General features: G+C 57.5%; 21 protein-coding genes. 4 read left to right on the forward strand and 17 right to left on the reverse strand.

From position 1 onward, the window contains the following. Window positions 1-181: 181 nt before the first annotated feature. The 3 genes from BF99_RS0105850 to rsmD form a co-directional block, all read right to left on the reverse strand. Window positions 182-463 carry a YfhL family 4Fe-4S dicluster ferredoxin gene (locus BF99_RS0105850; RefSeq protein ID WP_025770130.1) on the reverse strand — a complete coding sequence of 94 codons (282 nt, stop codon included), beginning with the start codon at window positions 461-463 and terminating at the stop codon, window positions 182-184. Between the two features lie 7 nt (window positions 464-470). Beyond that, window positions 471-947: a pantetheine-phosphate adenylyltransferase gene (coaD, locus tag BF99_RS0105855; protein WP_025770131.1), complete on the reverse strand. Its 477-nt coding sequence runs from the start codon at window positions 945-947 to the stop codon at window positions 471-473. An 84-nt stretch (window positions 948-1,031) separates the two neighbouring features. Next, on the reverse strand, window positions 1,032-1,601 hold the full coding sequence (gene rsmD / locus BF99_RS0105860; RefSeq protein ID WP_051482802.1) for a 16S rRNA (guanine(966)-N(2))-methyltransferase RsmD: 570 nt from the start codon (window positions 1,599-1,601) through the stop codon (window positions 1,032-1,034). Window positions 1,602-2,128: 527 nt separating this feature from the next. On the opposite strand from rsmD, the gene ftsY reads away from it, so the two are divergent. Both ftsY and rpoH read left to right on the forward strand, forming a co-directional pair. Continuing rightward, window positions 2,129-3,175 carry a signal recognition particle-docking protein FtsY gene (ftsY, locus tag BF99_RS0105870; RefSeq protein WP_025770134.1) on the forward strand — a complete coding sequence of 349 codons (1,047 nt, stop codon included), beginning with the start codon at window positions 2,129-2,131 and terminating at the stop codon, window positions 3,173-3,175. A 331-nt stretch (window positions 3,176-3,506) separates the two neighbouring features. Continuing rightward, window positions 3,507-4,421 (forward strand): RNA polymerase sigma factor RpoH, encoded by a 915-nt coding sequence (gene rpoH / locus BF99_RS0105880; protein WP_025770136.1) that lies wholly within the window; start codon window positions 3,507-3,509, stop codon window positions 4,419-4,421. Window positions 4,422-4,566: 145 nt separating this feature from the next. Here rpoH and cyoE read toward each other — a convergent pair whose 3' ends face one another. The 4 genes from cyoE to BF99_RS0105905 form a co-directional block, all read right to left on the reverse strand. Further along, window positions 4,567-5,457: a heme o synthase gene (gene cyoE, locus BF99_RS0105885; RefSeq protein ID WP_038097486.1), complete on the reverse strand. Its 891-nt coding sequence runs from the start codon at window positions 5,455-5,457 to the stop codon at window positions 4,567-4,569. A gap of 55 nt (window positions 5,458-5,512) precedes the next feature. Next, window positions 5,513-5,950 (reverse strand): hypothetical protein, encoded by a 438-nt coding sequence (locus BF99_RS0105890; protein ID WP_025770138.1) that lies wholly within the window; start codon window positions 5,948-5,950, stop codon window positions 5,513-5,515. 327 nt (window positions 5,951-6,277) lie between these two features. After that, entirely contained in the window at window positions 6,278-6,862 is a 585-nt protein-coding gene (locus BF99_RS0105900; protein WP_025770139.1) for a hypothetical protein, read from the reverse strand. After that, window positions 6,834-7,691, reverse strand: coding sequence for an SURF1 family protein (locus BF99_RS0105905; protein ID WP_025770140.1), 858 nt, complete (start codon window positions 7,689-7,691; stop codon window positions 6,834-6,836). Before BF99_RS0105905 ends, BF99_RS0105900 begins: the two co-directional genes overlap by 29 nt. A 768-nt stretch (window positions 7,692-8,459) precedes the next feature. On the opposite strand from BF99_RS0105905, the gene BF99_RS0105925 reads away from it, so the two are divergent. Continuing rightward, on the forward strand, window positions 8,460-8,669 hold the full coding sequence (locus tag BF99_RS0105925) for a twin transmembrane helix small protein (RefSeq protein ID WP_025770142.1): 210 nt from the start codon (window positions 8,460-8,462) through the stop codon (window positions 8,667-8,669). Between the two features lie 90 nt (window positions 8,670-8,759). Here the strand turns inward: BF99_RS0105925 and BF99_RS0105930 are convergent, their stop codons facing one another. The 6 genes from BF99_RS0105930 to BF99_RS0105970 all read right to left on the reverse strand — a co-directional run bounded on the left by BF99_RS0105930 (window position 8,760) and on the right by BF99_RS0105970 (window position 15,149). After that, window positions 8,760-9,629 carry a cytochrome c oxidase subunit 3 gene (locus tag BF99_RS0105930; RefSeq protein WP_025770143.1) on the reverse strand — a complete coding sequence of 290 codons (870 nt, stop codon included), beginning with the start codon at window positions 9,627-9,629 and terminating at the stop codon, window positions 8,760-8,762. An 81-nt stretch (window positions 9,630-9,710) separates the two neighbouring features. Next, window positions 9,711-10,322: a cytochrome c oxidase assembly protein gene (locus tag BF99_RS0105935; RefSeq protein WP_025770144.1), complete on the reverse strand. Its 612-nt coding sequence runs from the start codon at window positions 10,320-10,322 to the stop codon at window positions 9,711-9,713. 264 nt (window positions 10,323-10,586) lie between these two features. Beyond that, on the reverse strand, window positions 10,587-12,224 hold the full coding sequence (gene ctaD / locus BF99_RS0105950) for a cytochrome c oxidase subunit I (protein WP_025770145.1): 1,638 nt from the start codon (window positions 12,222-12,224) through the stop codon (window positions 10,587-10,589). A gap of 5 nt (window positions 12,225-12,229) precedes the next feature. After that, entirely contained in the window at window positions 12,230-13,408 is a 1,179-nt protein-coding gene (gene coxB / locus BF99_RS0105955; RefSeq protein ID WP_231471317.1) for a cytochrome c oxidase subunit II, read from the reverse strand. Between the two features lie 184 nt (window positions 13,409-13,592). Next, the gene (locus tag BF99_RS0105960; protein WP_025770147.1) at window positions 13,593-13,787 is read right to left on the reverse strand and encodes a hypothetical protein; all 195 of its coding nucleotides are present in this window, start codon (window positions 13,785-13,787) and stop codon (window positions 13,593-13,595) included. 381 nt (window positions 13,788-14,168) lie between these two features. Continuing rightward, on the reverse strand, window positions 14,169-15,149 hold the full coding sequence (locus BF99_RS0105970; RefSeq protein ID WP_025770148.1) for a hypothetical protein: 981 nt from the start codon (window positions 15,147-15,149) through the stop codon (window positions 14,169-14,171). A 66-nt stretch (window positions 15,150-15,215) separates the two neighbouring features. On the opposite strand from BF99_RS0105970, the gene BF99_RS0105975 reads away from it, so the two are divergent. Further along, window positions 15,216-15,932 (forward strand): ComF family protein, encoded by a 717-nt coding sequence (locus BF99_RS0105975; protein WP_025770149.1) that lies wholly within the window; start codon window positions 15,216-15,218, stop codon window positions 15,930-15,932. A 111-nt stretch (window positions 15,933-16,043) separates the two neighbouring features. Here BF99_RS0105975 and gyrB read toward each other — a convergent pair whose 3' ends face one another. The 4 genes from gyrB to dnaA form a co-directional block, all read right to left on the reverse strand. After that, window positions 16,044-18,494, reverse strand: coding sequence for a DNA topoisomerase (ATP-hydrolyzing) subunit B (gyrB, locus tag BF99_RS0105985; RefSeq protein ID WP_025770150.1), 2,451 nt, complete (start codon window positions 18,492-18,494; stop codon window positions 16,044-16,046). 57 nt (window positions 18,495-18,551) lie between these two features. Continuing rightward, window positions 18,552-19,625, reverse strand: coding sequence for a DNA replication/repair protein RecF (recF, locus tag BF99_RS0105990; RefSeq protein ID WP_025770151.1), 1,074 nt, complete (start codon window positions 19,623-19,625; stop codon window positions 18,552-18,554). A gap of 253 nt (window positions 19,626-19,878) precedes the next feature. Continuing rightward, entirely contained in the window at window positions 19,879-20,988 is a 1,110-nt protein-coding gene (dnaN, locus tag BF99_RS0105995) for a DNA polymerase III subunit beta (RefSeq protein WP_025770152.1), read from the reverse strand. Window positions 20,989-21,221: 233 nt separating this feature from the next. Further along, window positions 21,222-22,577: a chromosomal replication initiator protein DnaA gene (gene dnaA / locus BF99_RS0106000; RefSeq protein WP_025770153.1), complete on the reverse strand. Its 1,356-nt coding sequence runs from the start codon at window positions 22,575-22,577 to the stop codon at window positions 21,222-21,224. Window positions 22,578-22,924: the final 347 nt, after the last annotated feature.

Below are 22,924 nucleotides of genomic sequence, written 5' to 3' on the forward strand. Positions count from 1 at the left end.
CGCAAGACGAATATCACAAGTCAAGGATCGCAAACCGGGGATCGCAAGCCGGTCGTTGCCATGAACATCGGCACGCTCGATCCGATCGATGATTCTAACCTGCTGCAACGCATCATCTCTCCCGCCGCCCCATCGACGAAGGCGTCCGATGGTCTTTTTCGCTCTTCGCTCATCAAAGCTCTTAGGATGGATCCTTCGCCTGCTCGAAATCTTCGTCCCACCCGACAAGCCGCCTGTACTTCGCTTCGAGCTCCTCTTGCGTTTCCACGCAATCCGGATCCTTGGGGATGCAATCGACCGGACATACCTGCACGCACTGCGGCTGATCGTGGTGACCTATGCATTCGGTACAAAGAGCGGGATCGATGACATAAAACTCCTCACCCGCAGAGATCGCCTCGTTCGGACATACCGGCTCGCAGACATCGCAATTGATGCACTCGCCGGTAATCAGCAGCGCCATTTCGAACTCAGCAAGATCGTAAAGCGGCTTCGACCGCCGGATGGACGAAGCGGCTCACATCGCCGCCGAGATCCGAGATCTCCCGAATCAGGCTCGACGATATATAGGTATAGCCTTCGTCGGGGGCAAGGAACATGGTTTCGATATCGCAGGCGAGCTTGCGATTCATATTGGCCAACTGAAATTCATATTCGAAATCCGAGACCGCCCGCAAACCGCGCAAAATCACCCGGGCACCTCGGGCGCGGGCGATCTCCACCAACAAACCGTCGAAGGAAATGACCTCGACATTGGAGATCGACGCCGTCACGGTCTTCGCCAAATCGACGCGCTCGGCGAGGGAAAAACGGGTGTTTTTGCCCGTGCTACCGGCCACGGCCACGAGCACCTTTTCGAAACACGAAGCCGCCCTCTGTACGAGATCGGCGTGACCGTTGGTGATCGGATCGAAGGTTCCGGGGTAAATGGCGACGACGGGATTCACCCTCGCTTCTCCTTATGATGGCTCGTATCGAGTTGGTTTGTATCGGGGGATGAACGAAATCCAAGCGATGATCCGAGAGCCGATTCACGGCGCAAACGGCGGATCGCGCTCGAACAAGCCGTATCTTACCTGTCCGGCGCACAGGCGACGGCGAAGCGTCCAGCCTGCGGGCAAGGAACGATCCTCGGTCTTGCGATCACTCTCGATGCCGACAAGGGCGCAAGGGGCGATGGCTTCGATATCACCCAAGTACTTCAATGCCTCGGCCGGGGACGGGCCGGACCACGGAGGATCGAGGAAGACGAGGTCGAAACGCTTATCCGGCGCCGGGCGCCATGTCAAGGCATCGGCGCAATGGACCTCGATCGATCCGGCGCCTAAATCCGATGCCGTTTTTTCCAAGGACCGCGCCAAATCTCGCTTTCGCTCCACCATCACCACTTCCTTGGCTCCGCGCGAGGCGGCTTCGAAGCCGAGCGCTCCGGTGCCCGCAAAGAGATCCAAGCAGGTTCTTCCCTCGATCTCGTCTTGCAGCCAGTTGAACAGGGTCTCTCGCACGCGCGAAGGCGTCGGGCGCAGACCGATGGAATCGGCGACCGGCAAGAGGCGACGGCGCCAACGACCGGCGATGATACGAATATTTCCCGATGGCATGATTCGATGGGGCGAGGAGATCGGGCGGCGGCGCTTGCGCAACGGGGTCGGCCAGAATCCTTGAGCGCTCCGTCGATCCCCAAAACGAGCGATCCAAGGCGGTGATTAGGTTCTCGATGTTGACGTTTTTACGCTCTCGCATGGACGATCCGGTCGCACCGCCGCATCTGCAAGGAAAGGCATGGATGCGAACCGTTGAGGATTTTACGCAAGAATCGCCGGCTTTTTCAGCGATTCGCCCACGGTCAAGGAGCGTATTTACGAAGACCGCGATGAAATGGGTTTATCATCGCAACCCCTACCGGCCATTCGATATCTCAAAGGGTGTGAACGATCGATGGGGATCGACGGCGAATCGATGTGAACCGGCTCGGCTTCGCCGGAGTGATTGTCCCGCTCCTCGTCGATCGAATATCGCTCTTCGACGGCTCGATCGGCAGCCATCGCCCGATTCGTTCTAGCCGATCGCTCCGGCATCGATATCAGCCGCCTTCACCGCACTTTCCCCCGAAAAAGAGCAAAGAACATTGATCCGCCTTTTTCGAAAACGATCCGACGAGAACGATTCTTCCGCCGCCCTTAAGGCCGAAACGCCCAAGGAGACGCCCGAGGAAAAGACCGGCTTCTTCCGGCGCTTGGGCAATGCCCTTAGAGGAACCCGCCAAGCCATTTCGGGGGGAATCGGCTCGCTACTGGGCACTCGTTCGACCATCGACGAGACCCTGTTCGAGGAAATCGAGGATATCCTGCTCGGTGCCGATCTGGGGGTGAATGCGACCCGAAGGATCGTCGACAACATCCGCTTGCGCAGCAATCGTCGCGAAATCAAGGACAATCAATCCTTGCTGGCCGCCTTGGAAAGCGACATGCTCGCTCTCTTGGAGCCGGTGGAGCGGCCGCTTCGCCTCGATACTATAGGCCCCGATGAAGCAAGATCCGATAAAGCGGCCACTCGATCCTCGCCCTTCGTCATCTTGGTGGTCGGGGTCAACGGGGCGGGCAAAACCACCACCATCGGGAAGCTCTCGGCAAGATTCAAAGGGCAAGGGCGATCGGTGATGGTCGCCGCCGGCGATACCTTCCGGGCGGCGGCGATCGAGCAGCTTCGCGCTTGGGGAGAGCGGGTCGATGTGCCGGTGATCGCCCAGCACACCGGGGCCGATTGCGCCTCGGTCATCTACGATGCCTTGGAGTCCGCTCGCGCCCGAGGGGTGGACGTTCTGATTGCGGATACCGCAGGCCGGTTGCATACGAAATCCGGCCTGATGGACGAGCTGCGCAAGGTCTGCCGCGTCATCAAAAAACTGGAGGCTTCCGCCCCGCACGAGGTATTGCTGGTTTTGGATGCCGGTACCGGGCAAAATGCCCTCGCTCAGGCGGTGCAGTTCCACGAGGCGGTGGGGGTGAGCGGCATCGCCTTGACCAAGCTCGACGGCACCGCAAAAGGGGGCATCATCTTCGCCATCGCCGAGGAGCTCGGCCTTCCGATCCGATTGATCGGGATCGGCGAAGGGCAGGATGATTTGCGCGACTTCGAGGCTCGGGAATTCGTTCGCGCCTTGCTGGAAGGCTGACGATCCCCGATCCCTTATCGCCCCCTCCTTACGCTTTTCTCCCGAATCGGATCTTGCGATCCCTCGCAAGACTCAGCCAAACGCATCCCCGAGTGCACTTGGCATCGTCCGGAGCCGATATCGCAGGGATCGGCGGTGAAGCATCTTCAATCCTTGGTTCGAATGCCGGATCGATCGCGATTCATCCCCCGGCCATCCCCGTATTGGCACGCTTGATATTGGCACTCCTAGGAAAAGAGTGCTAAGATATTGCCGACACTCGGTATCCCCTTGCCATCTCGATCGATCGCTTCGATCGGATCGGCGATCGTCCAAGGATTCGGAGAGGAATATGGCCAGCAATCGAGAACTGCAACCGACCCCCGACACCTCCATATCCGGCATTCCCGCCGGTAGCCTCGCTCGCATCGGACCGCTCGGGAGCCTGGATGCCTACCGCAGCGCGGTCTTCGCATTGCCGATGCTCGAAGCCGAGGAAGAGCGAACGCTCGCCGGCCGCTTTCGAGATGAGAACGATCTCGATGCCGCTTGGCAGTTGGTCAGTGCCCACCTTCGTTTCGTGGTTCGTATCGCTCGTGGCTATGATGGCTACGGGCTGGCTCAGGCGGATCTGATTCAAGAGGGAAATATCGGCCTGATGAAGGCGGTCAAGCGATTCGATCCGAATATGGGGGTGCGGCTGGTCTCGTTCGCAGTGCACTGGATCCGAGCCGAGATCCACGAGTTCATCTTGCGCAACTGGCGTATCGTGCGAGTGGCCACCACCAAGGCGCAACGCAAACTCTTTTTCAACCTTCGCCGCTCGCACAAACGCTTGGGATGGATGTCTCGGCGCGAGATGGAAGATATCGCCCAAGATCTCGGAGTCGATACGAAGACGGTGGCGGAAATGGAAAAGCGGATGAGTGCGCAAGATACCGCTTTCGATCCGCTGATCGAGAACGATTCCGATTCGGAATCGCAAAAACTCGCACCGAGCGGCTACCTACAAGATATGCGCTTCGAGCCTGCGGAGTTGGTCGAAAAGGAAGAACACGAACAAAAGCGCTCCCAAGCCCTCCTCGATGCGCTCGAAGCCTTGGACGAGCGCTCTCGCAAGATCATCAAGAAACGCTGGATCGATGCGAAAAAATCCACCTTGCACGAACTGGCCCGGGAATGCGGCGTTTCCGCCGAACGCATTCGCCAGCTGGAGAAAAAAGCCTTGTCCAGGCTGCGATTGCTGATCGATCCCGATCTCGTTTGATAACAAAGCACTAAAGGCGACCGTGCACTCTCGTACCCGAGTGTGCGGCGTCTTTCGCCGGCGCATTCGCCGACCGGAGAAAAAGCTTTGATCAGGCTGCCAATGCCTATCGAACCGCTTTTTATCTTTTATCCTTGCGCCTTTTCTATCGAATCATCATATTCACATAGCGATCGATCAGCAAGGCGGCGAAGATGCCGAATAGATAGTAGATCGAATAGCCGAAGGTCTGCATCGGCAACCCTCGGGCTTGCCTTTTTCGATACAGGGCCAGCGCATAGCCGACGAAAACCATCCCGAGGATCGACGCCGAAATCAGATAGATCTCCCCGCTCATCCGGGTGGCGTAGGGCAACAGGCTCGCAGCGAAGAGGATCAGGGTATAAAGAAGTACCTGCAACCGGGTGAAATCGACCCCGTGGGTCACGGGGAGCATCGGGATGCCGACAGCGGCGTATTCACGATGACGGTGGATGGCCAACGCCCAAAAATGCGGCGGCGTCCATGCAAAGATGATCACGAAAAGAAGCAAGGCATGGGCTTCCACGCTACCGCTGATCGCAACCCAACCCAACACCGGAGGCATGGCCCCGGCCGCCCCGCCGATAACGATATTTTGCGGGGTCGCTCGCTTTAGAAAGACGCTATAAATCAGCGCGTATCCCACCATCGACATGAAGGTCAAAATAGCGGTCAAAGGGTTGACCAGAATATAAAGAGCCAGAGTCGATATCGCGCACAGGGCGAGGGCGAAGATCAAGGCCCTTAGCGGATCGATCCTGCCGCTGGGCAAGGGCCGGTCATCCGTTCTGGCCATGTCGGCATCGATCCGGCGATCGATCAGGTGATTGAGCGCCGCTCCGGCGGCGGCAACGCCACCGATCCCTAAACTGGCGACGATCAGCAGATCGAAGCGTAGCGGCATCTCGCTTGCCAGCAGCATCCCCACGATCGCGGTGAATACGATCAACGCCACGACTTTGAGCTTGCAAAGCGCAAGATAATCGCGCCACCCGATACCATGATGAGTGCGCATCGCCGAAGAGATGGAGGACACTTTTTTAAAGACTCTTTATCGAAGATCGCGCTTTTCAGGACGGGGTACCGACCTTGCGATGCGGTCGAAATCCCGCGATCGAATTTCGAGGGGCTGCGTTTTTCGAAGTCGATTGATCGATGAAGATTTCAAGCGGGAGATTCAACAGATCCTTTGCGTCGGTCAGCGGTGAATCGATCCCCGTCGCCTTGCATAAACTCGAAACCCTGGCTTCGAATCCCGAAGAATCGAGGCGATCGAAGGTGCCGAAGCGAATCCCCTTCGAATTCCCGTCGAGGATTTCCCACCATAAAAGAATCCATTCCCCTTCCGGGGATTCCTTCGCCCCGAAAATCTGCGCAAGATGCCAGCCGACATCGACGAGAGGATTGTCGGACGAGGAAGGGTCCGCCCCTTTCGATGTCAATGAGGAAAGATCGATCTCCAAAGGAGCGATATCCGAAGGTGCCGGGGAAATCCTTTCAGTGCCCATCTTTTCGATTCTCTTCTTCAAACCGACCCGAGCCGAGTGCCGGGCAGCCTTGTTCGGGGAGTTGTCTTCGTTCGATGACAAGAAGATATCGGGGAGGGATATCGTTTTTTACCCGTCTAATCGCTAGCGAGCACCCTTCCTTACGATGCGAAGAGGGTAGGGTGCAATCGCTTTCGTCTTATCCATAAGGAGCAAAAAATCTCCCGATGGTTCGTCTTGCGGGTAACGGGTAAGGATTGTATTACGAAACGGCACACTATCGGGATGGAACGAGGCTTTGCAATCCCTTGATCCTTTTGCGAGGCGCCGCTTTTTCATCGAAAGGTCCTATCCGATCTTGGATATCCTCAAAAGCCGGGCGATATCGCTTGCCAATCCCTTTCCCGAAAAATCGATCCCGTAGCGAAGCACCGCATAGCCTTGGGGGTCGATGATCAGCAGGAAGGGCCTTCGATCTTCTTTGAATCGTTCGACCCACGCAAAGGGCAGGGGCAGATCGATCATATCGACATGCGGGGTCGGTGCGCCCTCGGGGGCGTCATGGGGACGGATATAGCCTCGAACCACGCGATCGAAGTCCTTGCCGAGAGAGATATGCACCCGGCGGGTGGTATCGAGCATCGCCATGCAGTCCTGCGAGCATTGGCGATCGGCGATGTGTAACAACGCCCATGATCCGGCGATCGCTTCGCCAATCGCCGGATCCTCTACCCGCCAAGGGGGGCGGATCAGCTCGCCATGGTTGGTCTCGCCGAAGGGATGCCAATCCGGCCACCACACATTGAGGGACCAAGCGAGCATCACCGGAGCGAAAAAGATGACGAATAGCCCTAGCAGGGTACCGCGGCCGAATCGTCGGCGAGGGGCGGTCGAGGAGCGAGGATCAGTTTGACGGGTCGGTTCGATTGGCATGGGCGATCACCAAAATGGCGATGAAGGCGACGATTCCGAGGGAAAACCACTGCAAGGCATAGCCGCGATGACGATCCGGCCCGATACCCAAGTGCGCTTCCCACTGGCGGGCGAAACCCCCGGGCTGTTCGGGATCCATTTGCAGCACCAAGGGTAGAAGCGGTTGCCCCAAATCGCGCCCGATACTCTCGATATCGATCCTTTGCACCACCTTCGGCCAGGAATTCGAGGCATAGCCATCATCGCCGAGCAGGGGCGGATGACGCGGCAGATCCAAAATACCCGAGACCCTTGTCATCGATGCGCTCGAAGTCGTATCCGGCAGAGATTGCCGACTCGATCCCACCGCCACCCAGCCACGATTGACCAAGATCATGCGATCCGAATCGTGCAGGCGAAAGGGAAGGTGGACATGATATCCGGCCACCCCGTGGCGAGTGCGATTGTCAAGCAGATATTGCCGCTCGACCACCGGCTCGCCTTCGACCTCGACCTTGCGGTAGCGCCACCGGTCGATATCGAGATCGGCGGCGATATTCGAATCGAGATGATCATCGAGGGCGACGATGGGCTGCTGCGAGCGCTTATCGAAGGCATCGATACGAGCCTGCTTCTGGGCTGCCCGATCCAGCTGCCAAAAACCGAGAGAACATCCCAATATCAGCAACCCGAGCGCCAAAAGAGCGTAGAGTCCGTGCCCGTGAAACAATGCGTTTTTGGCATCGATCCAAAATCCGATGACCAAGCGATGCTTGTTTCGATGAACCGGCTCCGCCGATGAGTTGTCATCGGGAGCGGGACTCGGTGAGGATGGAAAGCGATCGCTCAAAGCCGTCGGCCTTTCGATATTTCGAAAGCATCTTGCGCTGAGGGCTCGAATCCGAAACCCTCATCGATGCCAAGGTGATGCATCATTTCCATTCCCGCCCTCGTAGCACGACCACCGAATTGCTTGCATCGACGATGATCTCTTTTCGTTCATCATCTTTCGTTCACTGTCGGATAGTTATCGATCGAAACGCGGCTTTGATCGATAACGGTTTTTTCGAAAATCCCTTCGATGACACATGCGCTTTCGTTTTTATAGGAAAAGACTTCTTTCGCCATCAGGCGTCGGCGTTTATCGATTCGAATATGCGATCTTATCATCCTTACCATCGCCCTTGTCTTCCTTTCGAAAATATGAGGTGATAGCCATCGTTTTTCTCGCATAAAAACGAATGATGATCGATCTCGTCAATCCGATGATGCGAGTCCTCGTCATTGGATAGATAAAGCGCTTCTTCGTTTTTTGCGCATTCGATGTCGATGATCGATGGTCTCGTTCACCGCATTCTTTTTTATAGATTTTTTTATCGACGATATAAAAGATTTCTATCATCAGATTCATCGCTTCGACTATCGGTTGTCGGGTGTCGGTTTCGATCGGTATCAGGCCGGCAAAGCCTCGCATCTCGATAAAAGAACGAAATCGCTTCCAACGATCGTCGCTCCGAAAAAACATCCCCATCATGCTCGCATACAATAAGATAAGCCTTCGAGGACAATCATCCGGCCGCTTCGTTTCAATCACCGACCCGAAGGAATCGATAAGATCATGACCACCAAAATCATCGTCGCTGCCATTTTCATCGCGATCCTGGCAAGCTTGGGATCCGGGCTCTTCTTCCTGATTCGAGATAAGGGACGCTCGGATCGCACGGTCAAAGCCTTGACGATGAGGGTTTGTATCTCGATCGGTCTGCTCGGGTTGTTGATCGTGCTTTGGTGGCTGGGAATCATCCAGCCCCATGGAGTGCGTCCTTGAAGAAAGGCATCTCGGGTATTGCCGAGATGGAACCGAGAAGGGGGCGCGAAAGCAATATGCGCCCCCTTCTTATTCGAAAGCCCGTCGATCTCAAAACCAGTAGACGAAGATGAAAAGTCCGATCCAGACCACATCCACGAAATGCCAATACCAAGCCGCAGCCTCGAAGGCGAAATGGCGCTCGGGGGTGAAGTGACCTCGCATCGCCCGCAGCAACATCACCAAAAGCATGATCGCTCCGATGGTGACGTGCAAGCCATGGAAGCCGGTCAACATGAAAAAGGTGGAGCCATAGATCCCCGATTCCAGCGTGAGGTTGAGATCGTTATAGGCGTGAGCGAACTCCACCCCTTGGAAATAGAGAAAGACCAGCCCCAACAAGACCGTGGCCAAGAGCCACCAGCATAGCGGTTTGCGTTGATTTTTCTTCAACGCCCAATGCGCCAAGGTAACGGTTGCGCCGCTGGTGATCAAGATGATGGTATTGAGCAGGGGGATTCCGACGGCGGGGATGGTACCGAATGCCCCTCCGATCTCGGCCGGGCCGTTCGTCGGCCAAATCCCCTCGAATCCGGGCCATAGCAAGGGACCGGTGGTGGCGCCGACGGAGCCTTCTCCGCCCAACCACGGAACGGAATAAATACGGGCGTAGAACAACGCCCCGAAAAATGCGGCGAAAAACAAGACCTCGGAAAAAATGAACCAGATCATTCCATGCCGGAAAGAAATATCGACCTGATCGTTATAAAAACCCGATTCGCTTTCCTTGATCACGGTGCCGAACCAACCGATGATCATCACCACCAAAATCAAGGTGCCGATGATCATCACCACCGGGGCGGACGAACTGCCATTGAGCAGCATCGCAAAACCCCCGAGGAGGGCGAAAAGACCGATCGAGCCCATGATCGGCCAGCGGGTATCGTGAGGGATGTAATAACCGGGATGCGTTGCACTCATGTTCGATCATCCTGTATCGCTGCGCGAAAATCGCCCGAATCGAAGTCGATTACCGCTCGGTACCGACCGAGGGGACGGGCATCATCGTGAATTGAAAAAGGTGTAGGCGAGGGTTACGGTCTCGATACTGTCCGGGATCCCTCGATCCAGTACGAAGCGCACCGGCATATCTCGACCCTCACCCGGGGAGAATTCTTGAAGCGTGAAGCAAAAACACTCCGTCTTGTTGAAATGACGGGAAGCCTCCGAGGGAGAAACCGCCGGACGGGCATGGCCGACCGTTATCTCGTCGGCCAAATTGCGAGCGAAAAAGGTGGTTTCATAAACCTGCCCCGGGTGCACATGCAGCGATTGCTCATTGGGTCGAAACTCCCAAGGCAACTGACTGCTGACGGTGCCGATGAACTGAACCTCGATCGTGCGATCGAGATCCACCCCGGCATCGAGGGAGGTTTTCGCCTCCACCACCCCTCCGCTGCGTCCGCCCAAGCCCGTGATCTCGCACAGGACATCGTAAAGGGGAACGAGGGCGTAGCCGAATCCGAACATCGCCAATACGACGACGGCGAGCTTCCCCGCCGAGCGGAAATTATCCTTTTTCAAGGAATTCGAAGGCGCCGAAGGCGGCTCGTCCCCGCCGGGATTCGGCGAGGATGGGCCAAGCCTCGCATTCGATTCGGCTTCCACGCTCATGGGGCTTGCAGCGCCAAGATCCCGAAATAAGCCATGATCCCGAAGTAGAACACGAAAGCGACTCCCACCAGGATCTTGGCCAATCGAATATTCGATCGGGCCTTCGATGGGGCGCTCGGTCGATGAGGATCCGAGCCTTGCTCGGACCCCTCTCGAAGCCGCCGATCGTCATGATTCCTTGTCATTGCCTTTCACCTACATCCCCCTTTGTTTTCGAAGAAAAAGAAAGGGGGATATCCGTCTTGCCTCGAAGTAGCCGACCGATCAGTGCGCCGGAAGGGGGGTTCCGGGATGAGCGCTATCTTCTTTGATCGAAGGCGGCTGCTCGAAGGTGTGATAGGGCGCAGGCGAGGCCAAGGTCCATTCCAGCCCTTCGGCGCCCTCCCAAACCTGATCGGTGGCTTTCTTCCCGCCTCGAATCGTCTGCACGACGATGTAGACGAAGAGCAGCTGGGAGAAACCGAAAACGAAGGCACCGACGCTCGATACCATATTCCAATCTGCGAACTGCAAAGCGTAGTCCGGGATTCTTCTGGGCATCCCCGCAAGCCCCAAGAAATGCTGCGGGAAGAAAAGAACGTTGACGGAAATGGTGGAGAGCCAGAAATGCCACTTGCCCAAGGTCTCGTCGTAGTTATGACCGGTCCACTTCGGCAACCAGTAATAGGCCCCGGCGATGATCGCGAAGACCGCACCGGTGACGAGAACATAGTGGAAATGGGCAACCACGAAATAGGTATCGTGGTACTGGAAGTCGACCGGAGTGATGGCAAGCATCAAACCGGAGAATCCGCCGATGGTGAACAGAACGACGAAGGCGATCGCCCATAGCATCGGGGTCTCGAAGGTCATCGATCCTCGCCACATCGTCGCCATCCAGTTGAAGACCTTCACCCCGGTGGGCACCGCAATCAACATCGTGGTGTACATGAAAAAGAGCTCGCCGGTCAACGGCATCCCCACCGTGAACATGTGATGCGCCCAAACGATGAAGGAGATGAAGGCGATGGATGCGGTGGCGTAAACCATCGACTCATAACCGAAAAGCGGTTTGCGTGAGAAGGTCGGGATGATCTGCGAGATGATTCCGAAGGCCGGGAGGATCATGATATAGACCTCGGGATGGCCGAAGAACCAGAAGATATGCTGGAACATCACCGGATCGCCGCCGCCGGCGGCATTGAAAAAGGAAGTGCCGAAGAACTTGTCCGTGAGCAGCATCGTCACCGCTCCCGCCAGAACCGGCATCGCCGCGATCAGCAAAAATGCGGTGATCAACCAGCTCCAAACGAAGAGGGGCATGCGCAGCAAGGTCATCCCCGGCGCCCGCATGTTGAGAATGGTGACGATGACGTTGATCGCGCCCATGATCGAGGAAATCCCCATCATATGCACCGCGAAAATCAAGAATGCGACATTGGATCCGCCTTGAAGCACCAGCGGCGGATACATCGTCCATCCTCCCGCCGGGGCTCCTCCGGGCATGAAAAAGGTCGCCAACAACAAGGTGAAGGCGAAGGGGAGGATCCAAAAACTCCAGTTATTCATTCGCGGCAGCGCCATATCCGGGGCGCCGATCATCATCGGCACCAGCCAGTTGGCGAAACCGACGAAGGCGGGCATCACCGCGCCGAAGATCATGATCAGCGCATGCATGGTGGTGAACTGGTTGAACAGATGCGGATCGAGCAGCTGCAACCCGGGCTTGAAAAGTTCGGCCCGGATACCCAAAGCCAGCGCCCCGCCGACGAAAAACATGATCAACGCGAACCACAGATAAAGGGTTCCGATATCTTTGTGGTTGGTGGTGAATACCCAGCGCAGCAAGCCCGGGGGCGGGCCGTGATGATCATGCTCGGCGATCGAGTCCGCTGCATGTGCGTGTGCTTGATTGGCGCTCATGTCTTTTAGCCTCCCTCTTCGATACGACGCATCTGATCGCGAACCGCCGATACCATCGCCGGCTGAACGATATCTCCGGTGGCATTGCCCAATGCATTTCGTTGGTAGGTCAGCACCGCGGCCAGCTCGACATCATCGAGTTGGGATGCGAAAGAGCGCATTGCGGTTCCGACACGCCCTTGCATCACCACATCGATATGGGCGCGCAGTTCGCCGGTTGCGATCTCGCTGGCTCGTATCGAGGGAAACGCCCCTTCGATCCCGGTGCCGTCCGCCTGATGACAGGCGGCGCAGGAAGTGAGATGGATATCCTTGCCCAAGGCCATCAGCTCGGGTTTTTCCCATTCCCGCTCGGCAAGCGCTTTTTGTTCCGCCTGCGCGGCTTTCCGATCGGCCACCCAAGCCTCGTATTCTTCCGGCGGCATCGCCTCGACCACGATCGGCATGAATCCGTGATCCCTCCCGCACAGCTCGGCACACTGCCCGCGATAGACGCCGGGCTCATCCACTTGCACCCAAATCTCGTTGATGTATCCGGGGATCGCATCCTTTTTCTGACCGAATGCGGGAACCCACCACGCATGGATGACATCGTCGGCGGTCAATAGCAGACGCACTTTCTTGCCGGTCGGAAAAACGATGGGGTTATCGACCTCGAGGAGATAGTTCTCGACTCGGGAGGGATCTTCGTAGATGGCCTCGCGACTCGAGGGGGCGAGGCTGCTGTGGATCGTCAAATCGTCTTCGATGAATTCGTATTTCCACTTCCACTGATAGCCGGTGACCTTGACCGTCATATCCGCCCGGGATGTGTCCTCCATCTCGATCAGGGTTTGGGTGGAAGGAATGGCCATGGCCACCAAAATGACCACCGGGATCGCCGTCCAAGCGATTTCGGCGAAGGTGCTGTGATGAAACTGTGCCGCTTTCGCTCCGAGGGATTTTCGATGGCGCAGTATCGAGATGAACATGATCCCGAAAACCACGATTCCGATCACGACGCAGATCCACAGGATCAGCATATGCAGGTCGTAGACGATCCGGCTAAGCGGCGTGACTCCCACCGGCAGATTCAGATCGCTCCAAGCCGCAAAGGCATCCCGACAAGACAGCAAGGCGAAAGCCGCCCCGATCGCCCCGGCGGATCGACCGGCAAACGCAGACGAAACGATTCCTTTCATCATCCATTTTCTCCAACTGGCAATTGCCCGCACCTGATTGCTCCATCGATTCGCGCAGAGGCGATGATTCCATGTCGGCCCCGTGATCAGCCGAATATCATCAGCCGAAGACGAGGGACGATCGGATCGACCGCCATCGATATTGCGCCCACGGCCACCGGGAGGATGCCGGTGTCGGGTGCTGCGCTTAGACGAAACCCCCGAAGATCGCTCCGACGAGAATACCGAACGCCCCGGTCAACAACCAGCTGCCTCTTCGAAGACTATCGATCTTCTCGTCCAGTCGATCCACCTTCGCCTCGATCTTTTCCAGCACACGAATCCTGATCTCGTGGCCTTGGAAAAGTCTATTGATAATCTCTTGCTTATCGTATTCGCTCACTGACTCGCTCCCTTAAAAATCACACTCGGCTTCAAGCTCGGCCAAGGCCTCGACTTCGCATGACCCTTAAGGTCGTCGAATTTCCCGGTGCGAGAAACCTCCCGACAAAGCGATTCACGAGCCTTCGGGATCGAAAAGGCATATCACCCGATGACGCCGGAGGCAAAGACGAGACGAGCGATATCCGTGCGGTCAATGGTACCGCAATTCACCCTTTGCGGGCAAATTGCATCATGGCTGTGTTGCATTGCAACATCCAAGACGGCGAGTCGATATCACCGGTCGATCGAGGGTCGAACGCCATCGAATATCGATTTGGACTGTCGAAGAGAATATCGATGCGAGAAGGGGATGGATCGAAGGAGGATACCTTTCGATCCGCTATCGAAATTCGGGAAAGACCACACCCTTGCTTTCGCCTCCTCGACGATCTTGCTTCCCAAGGCAACGGGCATGAACGAAGACGATTTCCATCACCGCATCGGCGGCGTTCTCTCCCGATCCGATTTTCCCCGATATCGAAAACCGTGCTTGCGACATGCCCACACCATCTCGCTCGTCTTCGGCTACCTCGCCCGCAACGATCGATCCCGTCGCTTGCGTCGATCCCGAAGGCGATTGCATGATCCCTTTCAAGATCGAGACTTGGGCTTGCCCGAGAGAAATCCTCTCGATATCCACCACCACATCGGCGAATCCCGCCTCGAAAAAGGCATCACCCAAACGCTGCATATCGACCGCGATCCGCAACCGTTGCAGATCCTCGCGCAAGGCCTTGTCTTTTCGAGCCGGCGCGGATGTCGATGCGGGCGTCGATGCAGGCATCGGTCCGGGGACGGCTTCCCCCGCCATCGATACGAGCCGGGCCAGTGTATCGAGGCTGCCCTCTCCCAAGGCAGCGAGCATCATCAATCCCTCCGGCCGAAGCGCCTGCCCACACTTGCGTAAATTCTCGGGCGAGAGGTCGGATAAGGAAAGGGTGGCGATCAGCAAATCCGCGCTATCTGAGGGTAAAGACAGGCGCGGTGATGAGGCGGCATCGGATGAGGTGGCCTGCGATGCACTATCGGCGATGATCCGTTGCGCTTTCGGGTATCGGCGTTCGAGGGCATCGCCTAGCCCTTCGGCGGCGGGCATCGATCCGAGATCGAGGATCCTGGCCGGATCCGAACGAATCGCCTCGAGCTGCTCGAGCTGCATTTTGCGCACGCCCGGGGAGAGGTAATCCATCACCTCGATCACCCTCCTTTCAAGGGTGCTTCGGCGTTCCAAGGCGGATCGCCCATCGGCATCCGATTCGCCGATACTCGATGGGGCATCGCAAAGGGGCGAGTCTTGGGGGTCGCCGAGCGGGGATATCATGATTCTTTACCTTTTCCTCGGCCCGGCACCCACCGCATCGTTTCAGGAAATCCGCGGGAGTTCGATATGCGCATCGTTCGATCTGCATTGCGAGCCTTTTTCGCCAAACCACCGATATTTCGCATCCCGCCGGGCTTTTGTCTGCTGTGCGACGAACCGGCTCGCACCATCGCCAACCTTTGCGATGCGTGCGCCCGATCCCTGCCGCTGATCGACGATCCCTGCCGACGATGCGGAGGGTGGGCGGTGCCCGGAACCGCTCTTTGTCGGCTCTGCGCCCGCCGCGCACCCACGGTTGCGCGCACGCTCTGCGCCTTGGCCTACGCCTCGCCGGTCAGCCATCTGATCGGGCGATTGAAATTCGGGGGCGATCTGAGGGTGGCACCGACGCTCGCCAACCTGCTGGAAAAACGCTGCGAGATTCGGGCGAGGGAGGTCGACTGGCTGGTCCCGGTTCCGCTCGGCCTGCCCCGCTTGCGAAGTCGCGGCTTCAATCAAGCGCTCGAGATCGCCAAAGAACTGAAACCGAATCGACCGATCCCGATCGCTTCTTTCGTCCATCGCCGGGGGCAAAGCGACGCTCCCCAGTCATCCTTGCCCACCATCGGCGCCCGCCGCTCGAATGTACGAGATGCCTTCGAGGTACGAGGTCGCCTGCACGGAAGGGTGGCGATCGTCGACGATGTCGTCACCACCGGGGCCACGGTCAACGCCCTCGCCAAATGTCTGATGCACGCCGGAGCGCAGGAGGTGGAAGTCTGGGCGGTCGCAAGGACACCTTAGATCCTTAGGCTCGTGCCGTCGATCGACGCATTCGCTCGAGACCGCGCACGCAAAACCCAAGCGGGCGGCGAGCGTTTCGAGTATCGTCGAACCGGATCGGATCCGGCCGGATCAGGCATCCAGATTGGCGACCGTCAATGCGTTTTCTTCGATGAATTCCCGCCGCGGCTCTACATGATCCCCCATCAGCGTGGTGAACAGTTCATCCGCCGCCACCCCGTCCTCGATCCGCACCTTGAGCAGGCGGCGGGTTTGAGGATCCATCGTGGTTTCCCACAGCTGATCCGGGTTCATCTCGCCCAAACCCTTGTAGCGCTGCATGTGCATACCGCGGCGGGCTTCGCCGAGGAGCCAATCGAAGGCCTCGCGCACATTGACGACCGGACGCTCCTTCTCTCCCTTGCGCACCACCGCCCGCTCCAGCGGGGCATCGATGCGCATCCCGAGTCGGATCAAATCCCGATATTCCGCCGAGCGAAAGAATTCGGTGCCCAAACGACGCTCCGATTCCGCCCCGTTGATCACGGTGACGATGTGGAGCGAGAAATCGCCTTCGCTTTCCTCATCCTTCGAAGGCTCGCTATCGATGCGAATCCGCACCCGATCCCGCTCGTGCAGAAAATCCGAGGCCTTGCGCTCGAGGGCATCCACCCAATCCTGCCAAGCCTTCGTCCCATCGACGAGATCGGGGCCGGGGATGTGCATCATCGCATCGATCACCTCGGGCATGATGCGACGGGAAAGACGCTTGATGATCGTGTTGCGGTGCAGATATTGCCGGGATAGATCCTCCACCCGCTCGCCTTCGATCAGATCGTCCGATGCCCCATCGCCTGCTTCGCTCGCTCGAATGCGAATGCTCGCATCGACAAGCGCCGATTCCATGAAAAAAGCGTCCAGCTCGGCTTCGTCCTTGATATAGCGCTCCATCTTGCCCTTATGCGCCTTGTAAAGCGGCGGCTGGGCGATGTAGACGTAGCCGCGTTCGATCAGCTCCGGCATCTGACGATAGAAGAAAGTCAGCAAGAGGGTACGGATATGAGAGCCGTCGACATCGGCATCGGTCATCAAGATGATGCGGTGATAACGCAGTTTTCCCGGATCGTATTCGTCCCGACCGATACCGCAGCCAAGAGCGGTGATCAACGTTCCCACCTCGGCCGAGGAGAGCATCTTGTCGAAACGAGCCCGCTCGACATTGAGTATCTTGCCCTTGATCGGAAGGATGGCTTGGAAACGCCGATCGCGGCCCTGTTTGGCCGATCCCCCCGCCGAATCCCCCTCGACGACGAAGAGCTCGGAAAGACTCGGATCCTTTTCCTGACAATCGGCCAGCTTCCCGGGCAATCCCGCGATATCGAGGGCGGTCTTGCGGCGGGTCATTTCCCGGGCCTTGCGCGCCGCCTCTCTGGCGCGAGCGGCATCGATGATCTTGCCCGCGATCGCCCGAGCCGCGGCCGGGGATTCGAGCAGAAATTCCGAAAGTTTCTCGCCGACCGCGGATTCGACCGCCGACTTGACCTCGGATGAGACCAATTTATCCTTGGTCTGGGACGAGAATTTCGGATCCGGGACCTTGACCGAAAGCACCGCCGTCAACCCCTCGCGCACATCCTCGCCGCTCGGCTCCACCTTCGCTTTTTGCGCCAAGCCGTTGGCATCCATATATTGATTGAGGGTGCGGGTCAACGCCGAGCGAAAACCGGCCAGATGGGTGCCGCCGTCCCGCTGCGGGATATTGTTGGTATAGCAAAAGATATTTTCCTGATAGCCGTCGTTCCACTGCATCGACAGGTCGATCTGGATGTCATTGCGCTCGGCCCCGATGCTCAAAGCATCGGGATGAACCGGGGTCTTGTTGCGATTGAGGTGCTCGACGAAGGCCCGTATACCCCCTTGATACTCGAAGGTATCCCGCTTTCCGCTGCGCTCGTCAACCAAGCGGACCCTCACCCCGGAGTTGAGAAAGGAGAGCTCGCGCAGGCGCCGAGCGAGGATATCGTAGTGGAATTCGATATTGGTGAAAATATCGGGGTCGGGGGTGAAACGAATTTCCGTCCCCCTTTTTGCGGTCTCGCCGACGACTTCGAGATCGGTCTCGGGGCGACCGTAGCGATAGATTTGTCGATGGGTCTTCCGATCGCGATGAATCACGAGCTCGAGGCGTTCGGAAAGGGCATTGACCACCGAGACCCCGACTCCGTGCAATCCGCCGGAGACCTTGTAGGAGTTGTCATCGAATTTTCCGCCCGCATGAAGGACGGTCATGATGACCTCGGCCGCCGGGCGACCTTCCTCTTCGTGGCGGTCCACCGGAATCCCGCGGCCGTTATCGGTGACGGTGATCGATTCGTCCTGGTGGATCGTCACCTCGATATCGGTGCAATAGCCGGCGAGGGATTCATCGACGGCGTTGTCGACGACCTCGAAGACCATGTGGTGGAGACCGGTTCCGTCATCGGTATCTCCGATATACATCCCCGGACGCTTTTTGACCGCATCCAGACCTTTTAGAACCTTTATGCTGGAAGAATCGTACTCTCTCTCTCGTTGTTCGATCACTTTGATGCATACCTATCCGAATGCGGGAAAATCCCGGGATGATCCTGTGAGATTCTATCACCCACCGACCTGCCCATGTTTCACATGAAACACCCGAGCGGATGAATCCTGTCCGACGGCGAGGGGATCGCTGCCCGGGATTTCGGTCAAAAACAGCTGGGCCCCGGTCTCGCGCAGTTCCCCGAGACAGCGATTGCGGCCGGCGATATCGAGCTCCGAGGCCAAATCGTCCACCAGCACCATCGGCGGCGACCCGACCGATTCCGCGATATCGTGCACCTGAGTCACCGCAATGGCCATCACGAAGAGCTTGGTCTCGCCTCGAGAAAGCGTCTGCCGAACGGAATGCCCGTCGATACTGAATTTCAAATCGGCGCGATGAGGGCCGAGCGCGGTATAGCCTCGCATTCGATCCGCCGCCAAAGTCCTTTCGTAGGCATCCTCGAGAGAGATCGCCGAATCCCAGCCCGGGTAGAAGCGAATCTTCATCCGCCGCCCGACGAAACGAGAGACGTTATCGACCATCAGCGGCAAAATGCGTTCGGCGTGCCGCATTCTGATTTCCGTCAACTCGCTCCCGGCGATCGCCAATTCCTTGCTCCATCCACTCAACCCTTGCGAAGCGGGATCGCCCCGAATCGCGGCGTTGCGCTGGCGCAATGCCTTGCGATAACGCTGATGCACCCCCAAACTGGATGGTTCCATGTGAAACAACAAGCGGTCGATGATTCGGCGGCGGATATCCGCACCATCCGTCACCAAGCGATAGGAATCGGGGGTCACGGCCACGATCGGCAGGGTGCGGGCGAGATCGGATGCGGCTTTGAGCGTATTTCCTCCTCGGCGAATCCGAAGGCCGTCTCGGGAATATTCGATACCGGTAACATCGACAAGGCCGTCGTCGCCAAGGGTGCGACCCACCACGCGCAGACTGTCGCTCTCCCTTCGCACCACATCGCGCAGTCGATGGGAGCGAAAGGAGCGCCCCGATCCCAAAATATGCAAAGCCTCGAGGAGACTCGATTTACCGCTGCCGTTCGGGCCGCTGATGAGATTCAACGCCGGCGACGGTTCGATCGAAATATCGGCGATGATGCGTAGATTGCCGACTTCCAAGGAAACGACTCGCATAATCGACCCGTCAAACCGGCCTCGAAGGATAAAGAGCGATAGCGACGAGTCTCGGTGAGAAACCCCGCCACGCACCGGCTTTCAAGGCCGATCCCGATGGCTGGCTTGGATGGATACCCAAAGACCGCTCGGCGGATTCCAAGGAATTTGGAATCGATCCGTCTTTCGCCCCCATCAAGAATGCTTCGAGCCGATATCGACAGGATATCGACTCGGATCCCTCGACGACAACGATATCCCGAGGCGAAAAGGCCTAAATACGCATCGGCATCACGACATACTGCGAATCGGTATCGTCATGCGGCTGTATCAGGCAGCTGCTGGTGGCATCGGTGAGAAAGATATCCACATGATCGTCTTGAATTTCCGAAAGAGAATCAAGGATATAGCCGATATTGAAGCCGATCTTGAACTCGGGTCCATCGTAATCGATCTCCATCTCGTCTTCGGCCACTTCCCGCTCGACCGTCTCCTCGGTCTTGAATTTCAAAATCCCGCTACCGAAGTTCATCCATACCGCTCGCGCCTTGTCGCGAGAGAGAACCGCCACCCTTTCCAAGCACTGGCGAAAGGTCTGTCGATCCACCTTGATTTTCTTGTCGCATTTGGAGGCATCCGGAATCACGCGCCCGTAATCGGGATATCGACCCTCGATCAGTTTGCTGGTGAATCGGATATCCTCGATATCGATGGCAATCGCATTGCTCCCCACCCGAATGCCGATCTCCCCTTCCCGAGAACCGATCAGGCGAGAGATTTCACCGATCCCTTTGCGAGGAACGATCACCGATTTGGCCTCGTCCACTCCGGTAACGGTTTGAATTTGGGATAGCGCCAGACGATGGCCGTCGGTGGCCACGGCACGGATACGCTGCGGGGCGATATCGAGCAGCATGCCGTTGAGGTAGTAGCGAACATCCTGGTTGGCCATCGCAAAGCGGGTGCGGGTCAGCAGGCCTTTGAAGGCGGTGGCGGAGACGGTGAAACTCGTCGCATCGCCGATTTCGTCGACCGTCGGGAACTGACTCGAGTCCATCGTGCTCAAGGTGAAGCGACTTCTCCCCGAACTCACGACGACCTTGTCATCGTCGAGATTGAAATCCACGATCGCCTGCTCGGGCAGGGCATTGCAAATATCGATGAATTTCCGAGCCGGTACCGTCACGCTTCCGGTTTCGATCTCGTCGAGGGCGACACTCGTTTCGATCTCGAGCTCCAAATCGGTGCCCGTGAAAAACAAGGTTCCGTCTTTCGCCTGCACCAGGAGATTCATCAGGATCGGTAGCTGAGGATGACGATCGACCGCCCCTTGCACATTCGTCAACCGCTTTTGCAGCGTATCCCTGTCGATGGTGAATTTCATGATCTTAATCCTCGATCGTCATCGTTATCGGTAAGGCCTTTTTTCTGCACAAAGACCTTTTTCCATTGAAAATCAGTCACTTGCATCGAAGTTATCTCGGTTGACGAGAGGTGATTTCCCTGTGGATGAGCAAGGGAAGATTCGTGGACGGATCTCGATGCACTTCGCTGTCCAAGCCATTGCCCACAGCCATCCCACAGGGGTGTTCATATCCCCGATCGAAGGACTGGGGCTCACGAGGTCAATTGGCGAAGCAGCATCCGGTAGTCGTCGTTGACCTTCGGATCCGTCGCTCGCAGTTCCTTGATTTTTCGACAGGCATGCAAAACGGTGGTGTGATCCCGACCACCGAAGGCATCTCCGATTTCCGGCAGGCTGTGTTCCGTGAGCTCTCTTGCGAGGGCCATCGCGATTTGTCGGCAGCGGGTGATCGGACGCGTTTTCTTTCTCGATTTGATATCGGCGACCCGAATCCCCAGCCGACTGGCGGCCACGCTTTGGATATTCTCGATCGACGCTCGCCGCCCTTGGGAGGCCAGCAGGTCCCGCAGCGCCTCCTTGGCGAGATCGACGGTGAGTTCGCGCTTCATGAAGCGGGCGGTGGCGATGACTCGATTCAGCGCCCCTTCCAGATCGCGCACATTCGAGTGGACCTCCTTCGCCATCCAATCTTGAACGGCAACCGGGAGATCGATACCTTGGGCAAGCGCCTTTTTATACAGAATCTCGGCGCGCATCTCTCGATCGGGAGGCTCGATGAAAACCGGTAGACCGGAGCCGGAAAACCTCGACTGCAATCGCTCTTCGATGCCATCGATTTCCTTGGGATAGCGATCGCAGCTCAGCACCACGAGTCTTTTGCGCTCGAACAGAGCGTTCAGCGTATGAAAGAACTCGGCTTGGGAGCGCTCCTTTCCCGCGAAAAACTGGACATCGTCGATGAGCAGGGCGTCCACCGAGCGGTAGAACTTCGCGAATTCGCCGATGCATTTACGCTGGATCGCCGAAACCATCTCGTTGACGAACTGCTCGGAATGGCGATAGATCACCTCCGAGCTTTTTCCTTGCAGGAGATGGTTGCCGATCGCGTGCATCAGGTGGGTTTTTCCCAGCCCCACACCGCCGTAGATGAACAGGATATTGCAGTTCGGATCGTCCGGATTGTCCGCCGCCTGCTTCGATGCCGCCGAGGCGATCTGATTGGAGTAGCCGGTTACGAAATTCTCGAAGGTGAAAGTCGCTTGCAGGCCGCTGTTCGGATCGATCGCGGCCGGTCTTTGCACGGAAGTTCGGGTGTTTTCCGCAGGCCTTTCGGTTTTTTGCGAGGGGTTGCCGACTTCCACGACGACCCTTTCCACCCCTTGGGATCCCCCTTCGTCATCGCCGGAGCCGACTCGTTCGAGGGCGCTTTCGATACACGAGACGAAGTTCTTTTCGACCTCGTCCCGAATATAGCGATTGGGGGCGAAAAGACGCAAGACGCCGTTCTCCACCACCGCCTGCAAGGAGCCGATGTAGGTATTGAAGTCCTGCGGCGTCAGATCGCCTTCGAGGCGATCCAGGCAAGACTTCCAGACGGCCTCGCTCACCGTTCAGGCTCCGCTGATTGATTCATTGGATTCGAAGTGATGATGGTTCGAGATTCGATCGAAGAGGTTTTTTTCGCGCATTCAATGCTATCCACCGTATTTCTTTCGCCGATGCCGAGAAGTCCTTCCCGCCACATCCTTATCGGCGCTCGGCGATGACGATGCCGCAAGGCACGAAGGGTAGCCGATGTCGATAATGACCGCTCGGTCGATCGATTGCCTTCGACCATCGAGGCGAGAAGAACTTCGAATCGGCAGGGCGTTAAGTATACCCGCCGATTCAGCCCCTCATCGCCCCCCGATGGCAGGTACTTGCTCAAGCGGTGATTTCTATGATGTCCTCCCTC

Source organism: Thioalkalivibrio sp. HK1 (assembly GCA_000583135.1).
Taxonomy (GTDB): domain Bacteria; phylum Pseudomonadota; class Gammaproteobacteria; order HK1; family HK1; genus HK1.

What these genes read in the sequence shown, in the direction of transcription:
- BF99_RS0105850 (WP_025770130.1), bottom strand. Translation starts at nt 463, where the DNA reads ATGGCGCTGCTGATTACCGGCGAGTGCATCAATTGCGATGTCTGCGAG.
- rsmD (WP_051482802.1), bottom strand. Translation starts at nt 1,601, where the DNA reads ATGCCATCGGGAAATATTCGTATCATCGCCGGTCGTTGGCGCCGTCGC.
- rpoH (WP_025770136.1), top strand. Translation starts at nt 3,507, where the DNA reads ATGGCCAGCAATCGAGAACTGCAACCGACCCCCGACACCTCCATATCC.
- cyoE (WP_038097486.1), bottom strand. Translation starts at nt 5,457, where the DNA reads ATGCGCACTCATCATGGTATCGGGTGGCGCGATTATCTTGCGCTTTGC.
- BF99_RS0105890 (WP_025770138.1), bottom strand. Translation starts at nt 5,950, where the DNA reads ATGGGCACTGAAAGGATTTCCCCGGCACCTTCGGATATCGCTCCTTTG.
- BF99_RS0105900 (WP_025770139.1), bottom strand. Translation starts at nt 6,862, where the DNA reads ATGCCAATCGAACCGACCCGTCAAACTGATCCTCGCTCCTCGACCGCC.
- BF99_RS0105925 (WP_025770142.1), top strand. Translation starts at nt 8,460, where the DNA reads ATGACCACCAAAATCATCGTCGCTGCCATTTTCATCGCGATCCTGGCA.
- BF99_RS0105930 (WP_025770143.1), bottom strand. Translation starts at nt 9,629, where the DNA reads ATGAGTGCAACGCATCCCGGTTATTACATCCCTCACGATACCCGCTGG.
- BF99_RS0105935 (WP_025770144.1), bottom strand. Translation starts at nt 10,322, where the DNA reads ATGAGCGTGGAAGCCGAATCGAATGCGAGGCTTGGCCCATCCTCGCCG.
- ctaD (WP_025770145.1), bottom strand. Translation starts at nt 12,224, where the DNA reads ATGAGCGCCAATCAAGCACACGCACATGCAGCGGACTCGATCGCCGAG.
- coxB (WP_231471317.1), bottom strand. Translation starts at nt 13,408, where the DNA reads ATGATGAAAGGAATCGTTTCGTCTGCGTTTGCCGGTCGATCCGCCGGG.
- BF99_RS0105970 (WP_025770148.1), bottom strand. Translation starts at nt 15,149, where the DNA reads ATGATATCCCCGCTCGGCGACCCCCAAGACTCGCCCCTTTGCGATGCC.
- BF99_RS0105975 (WP_025770149.1), top strand. Translation starts at nt 15,216, where the DNA reads ATGCGCATCGTTCGATCTGCATTGCGAGCCTTTTTCGCCAAACCACCG.
- recF (WP_025770151.1), bottom strand. Translation starts at nt 19,625, where the DNA reads ATGCGAGTCGTTTCCTTGGAAGTCGGCAATCTACGCATCATCGCCGAT.
- dnaN (WP_025770152.1), bottom strand. Translation starts at nt 20,988, where the DNA reads ATGAAATTCACCATCGACAGGGATACGCTGCAAAAGCGGTTGACGAAT.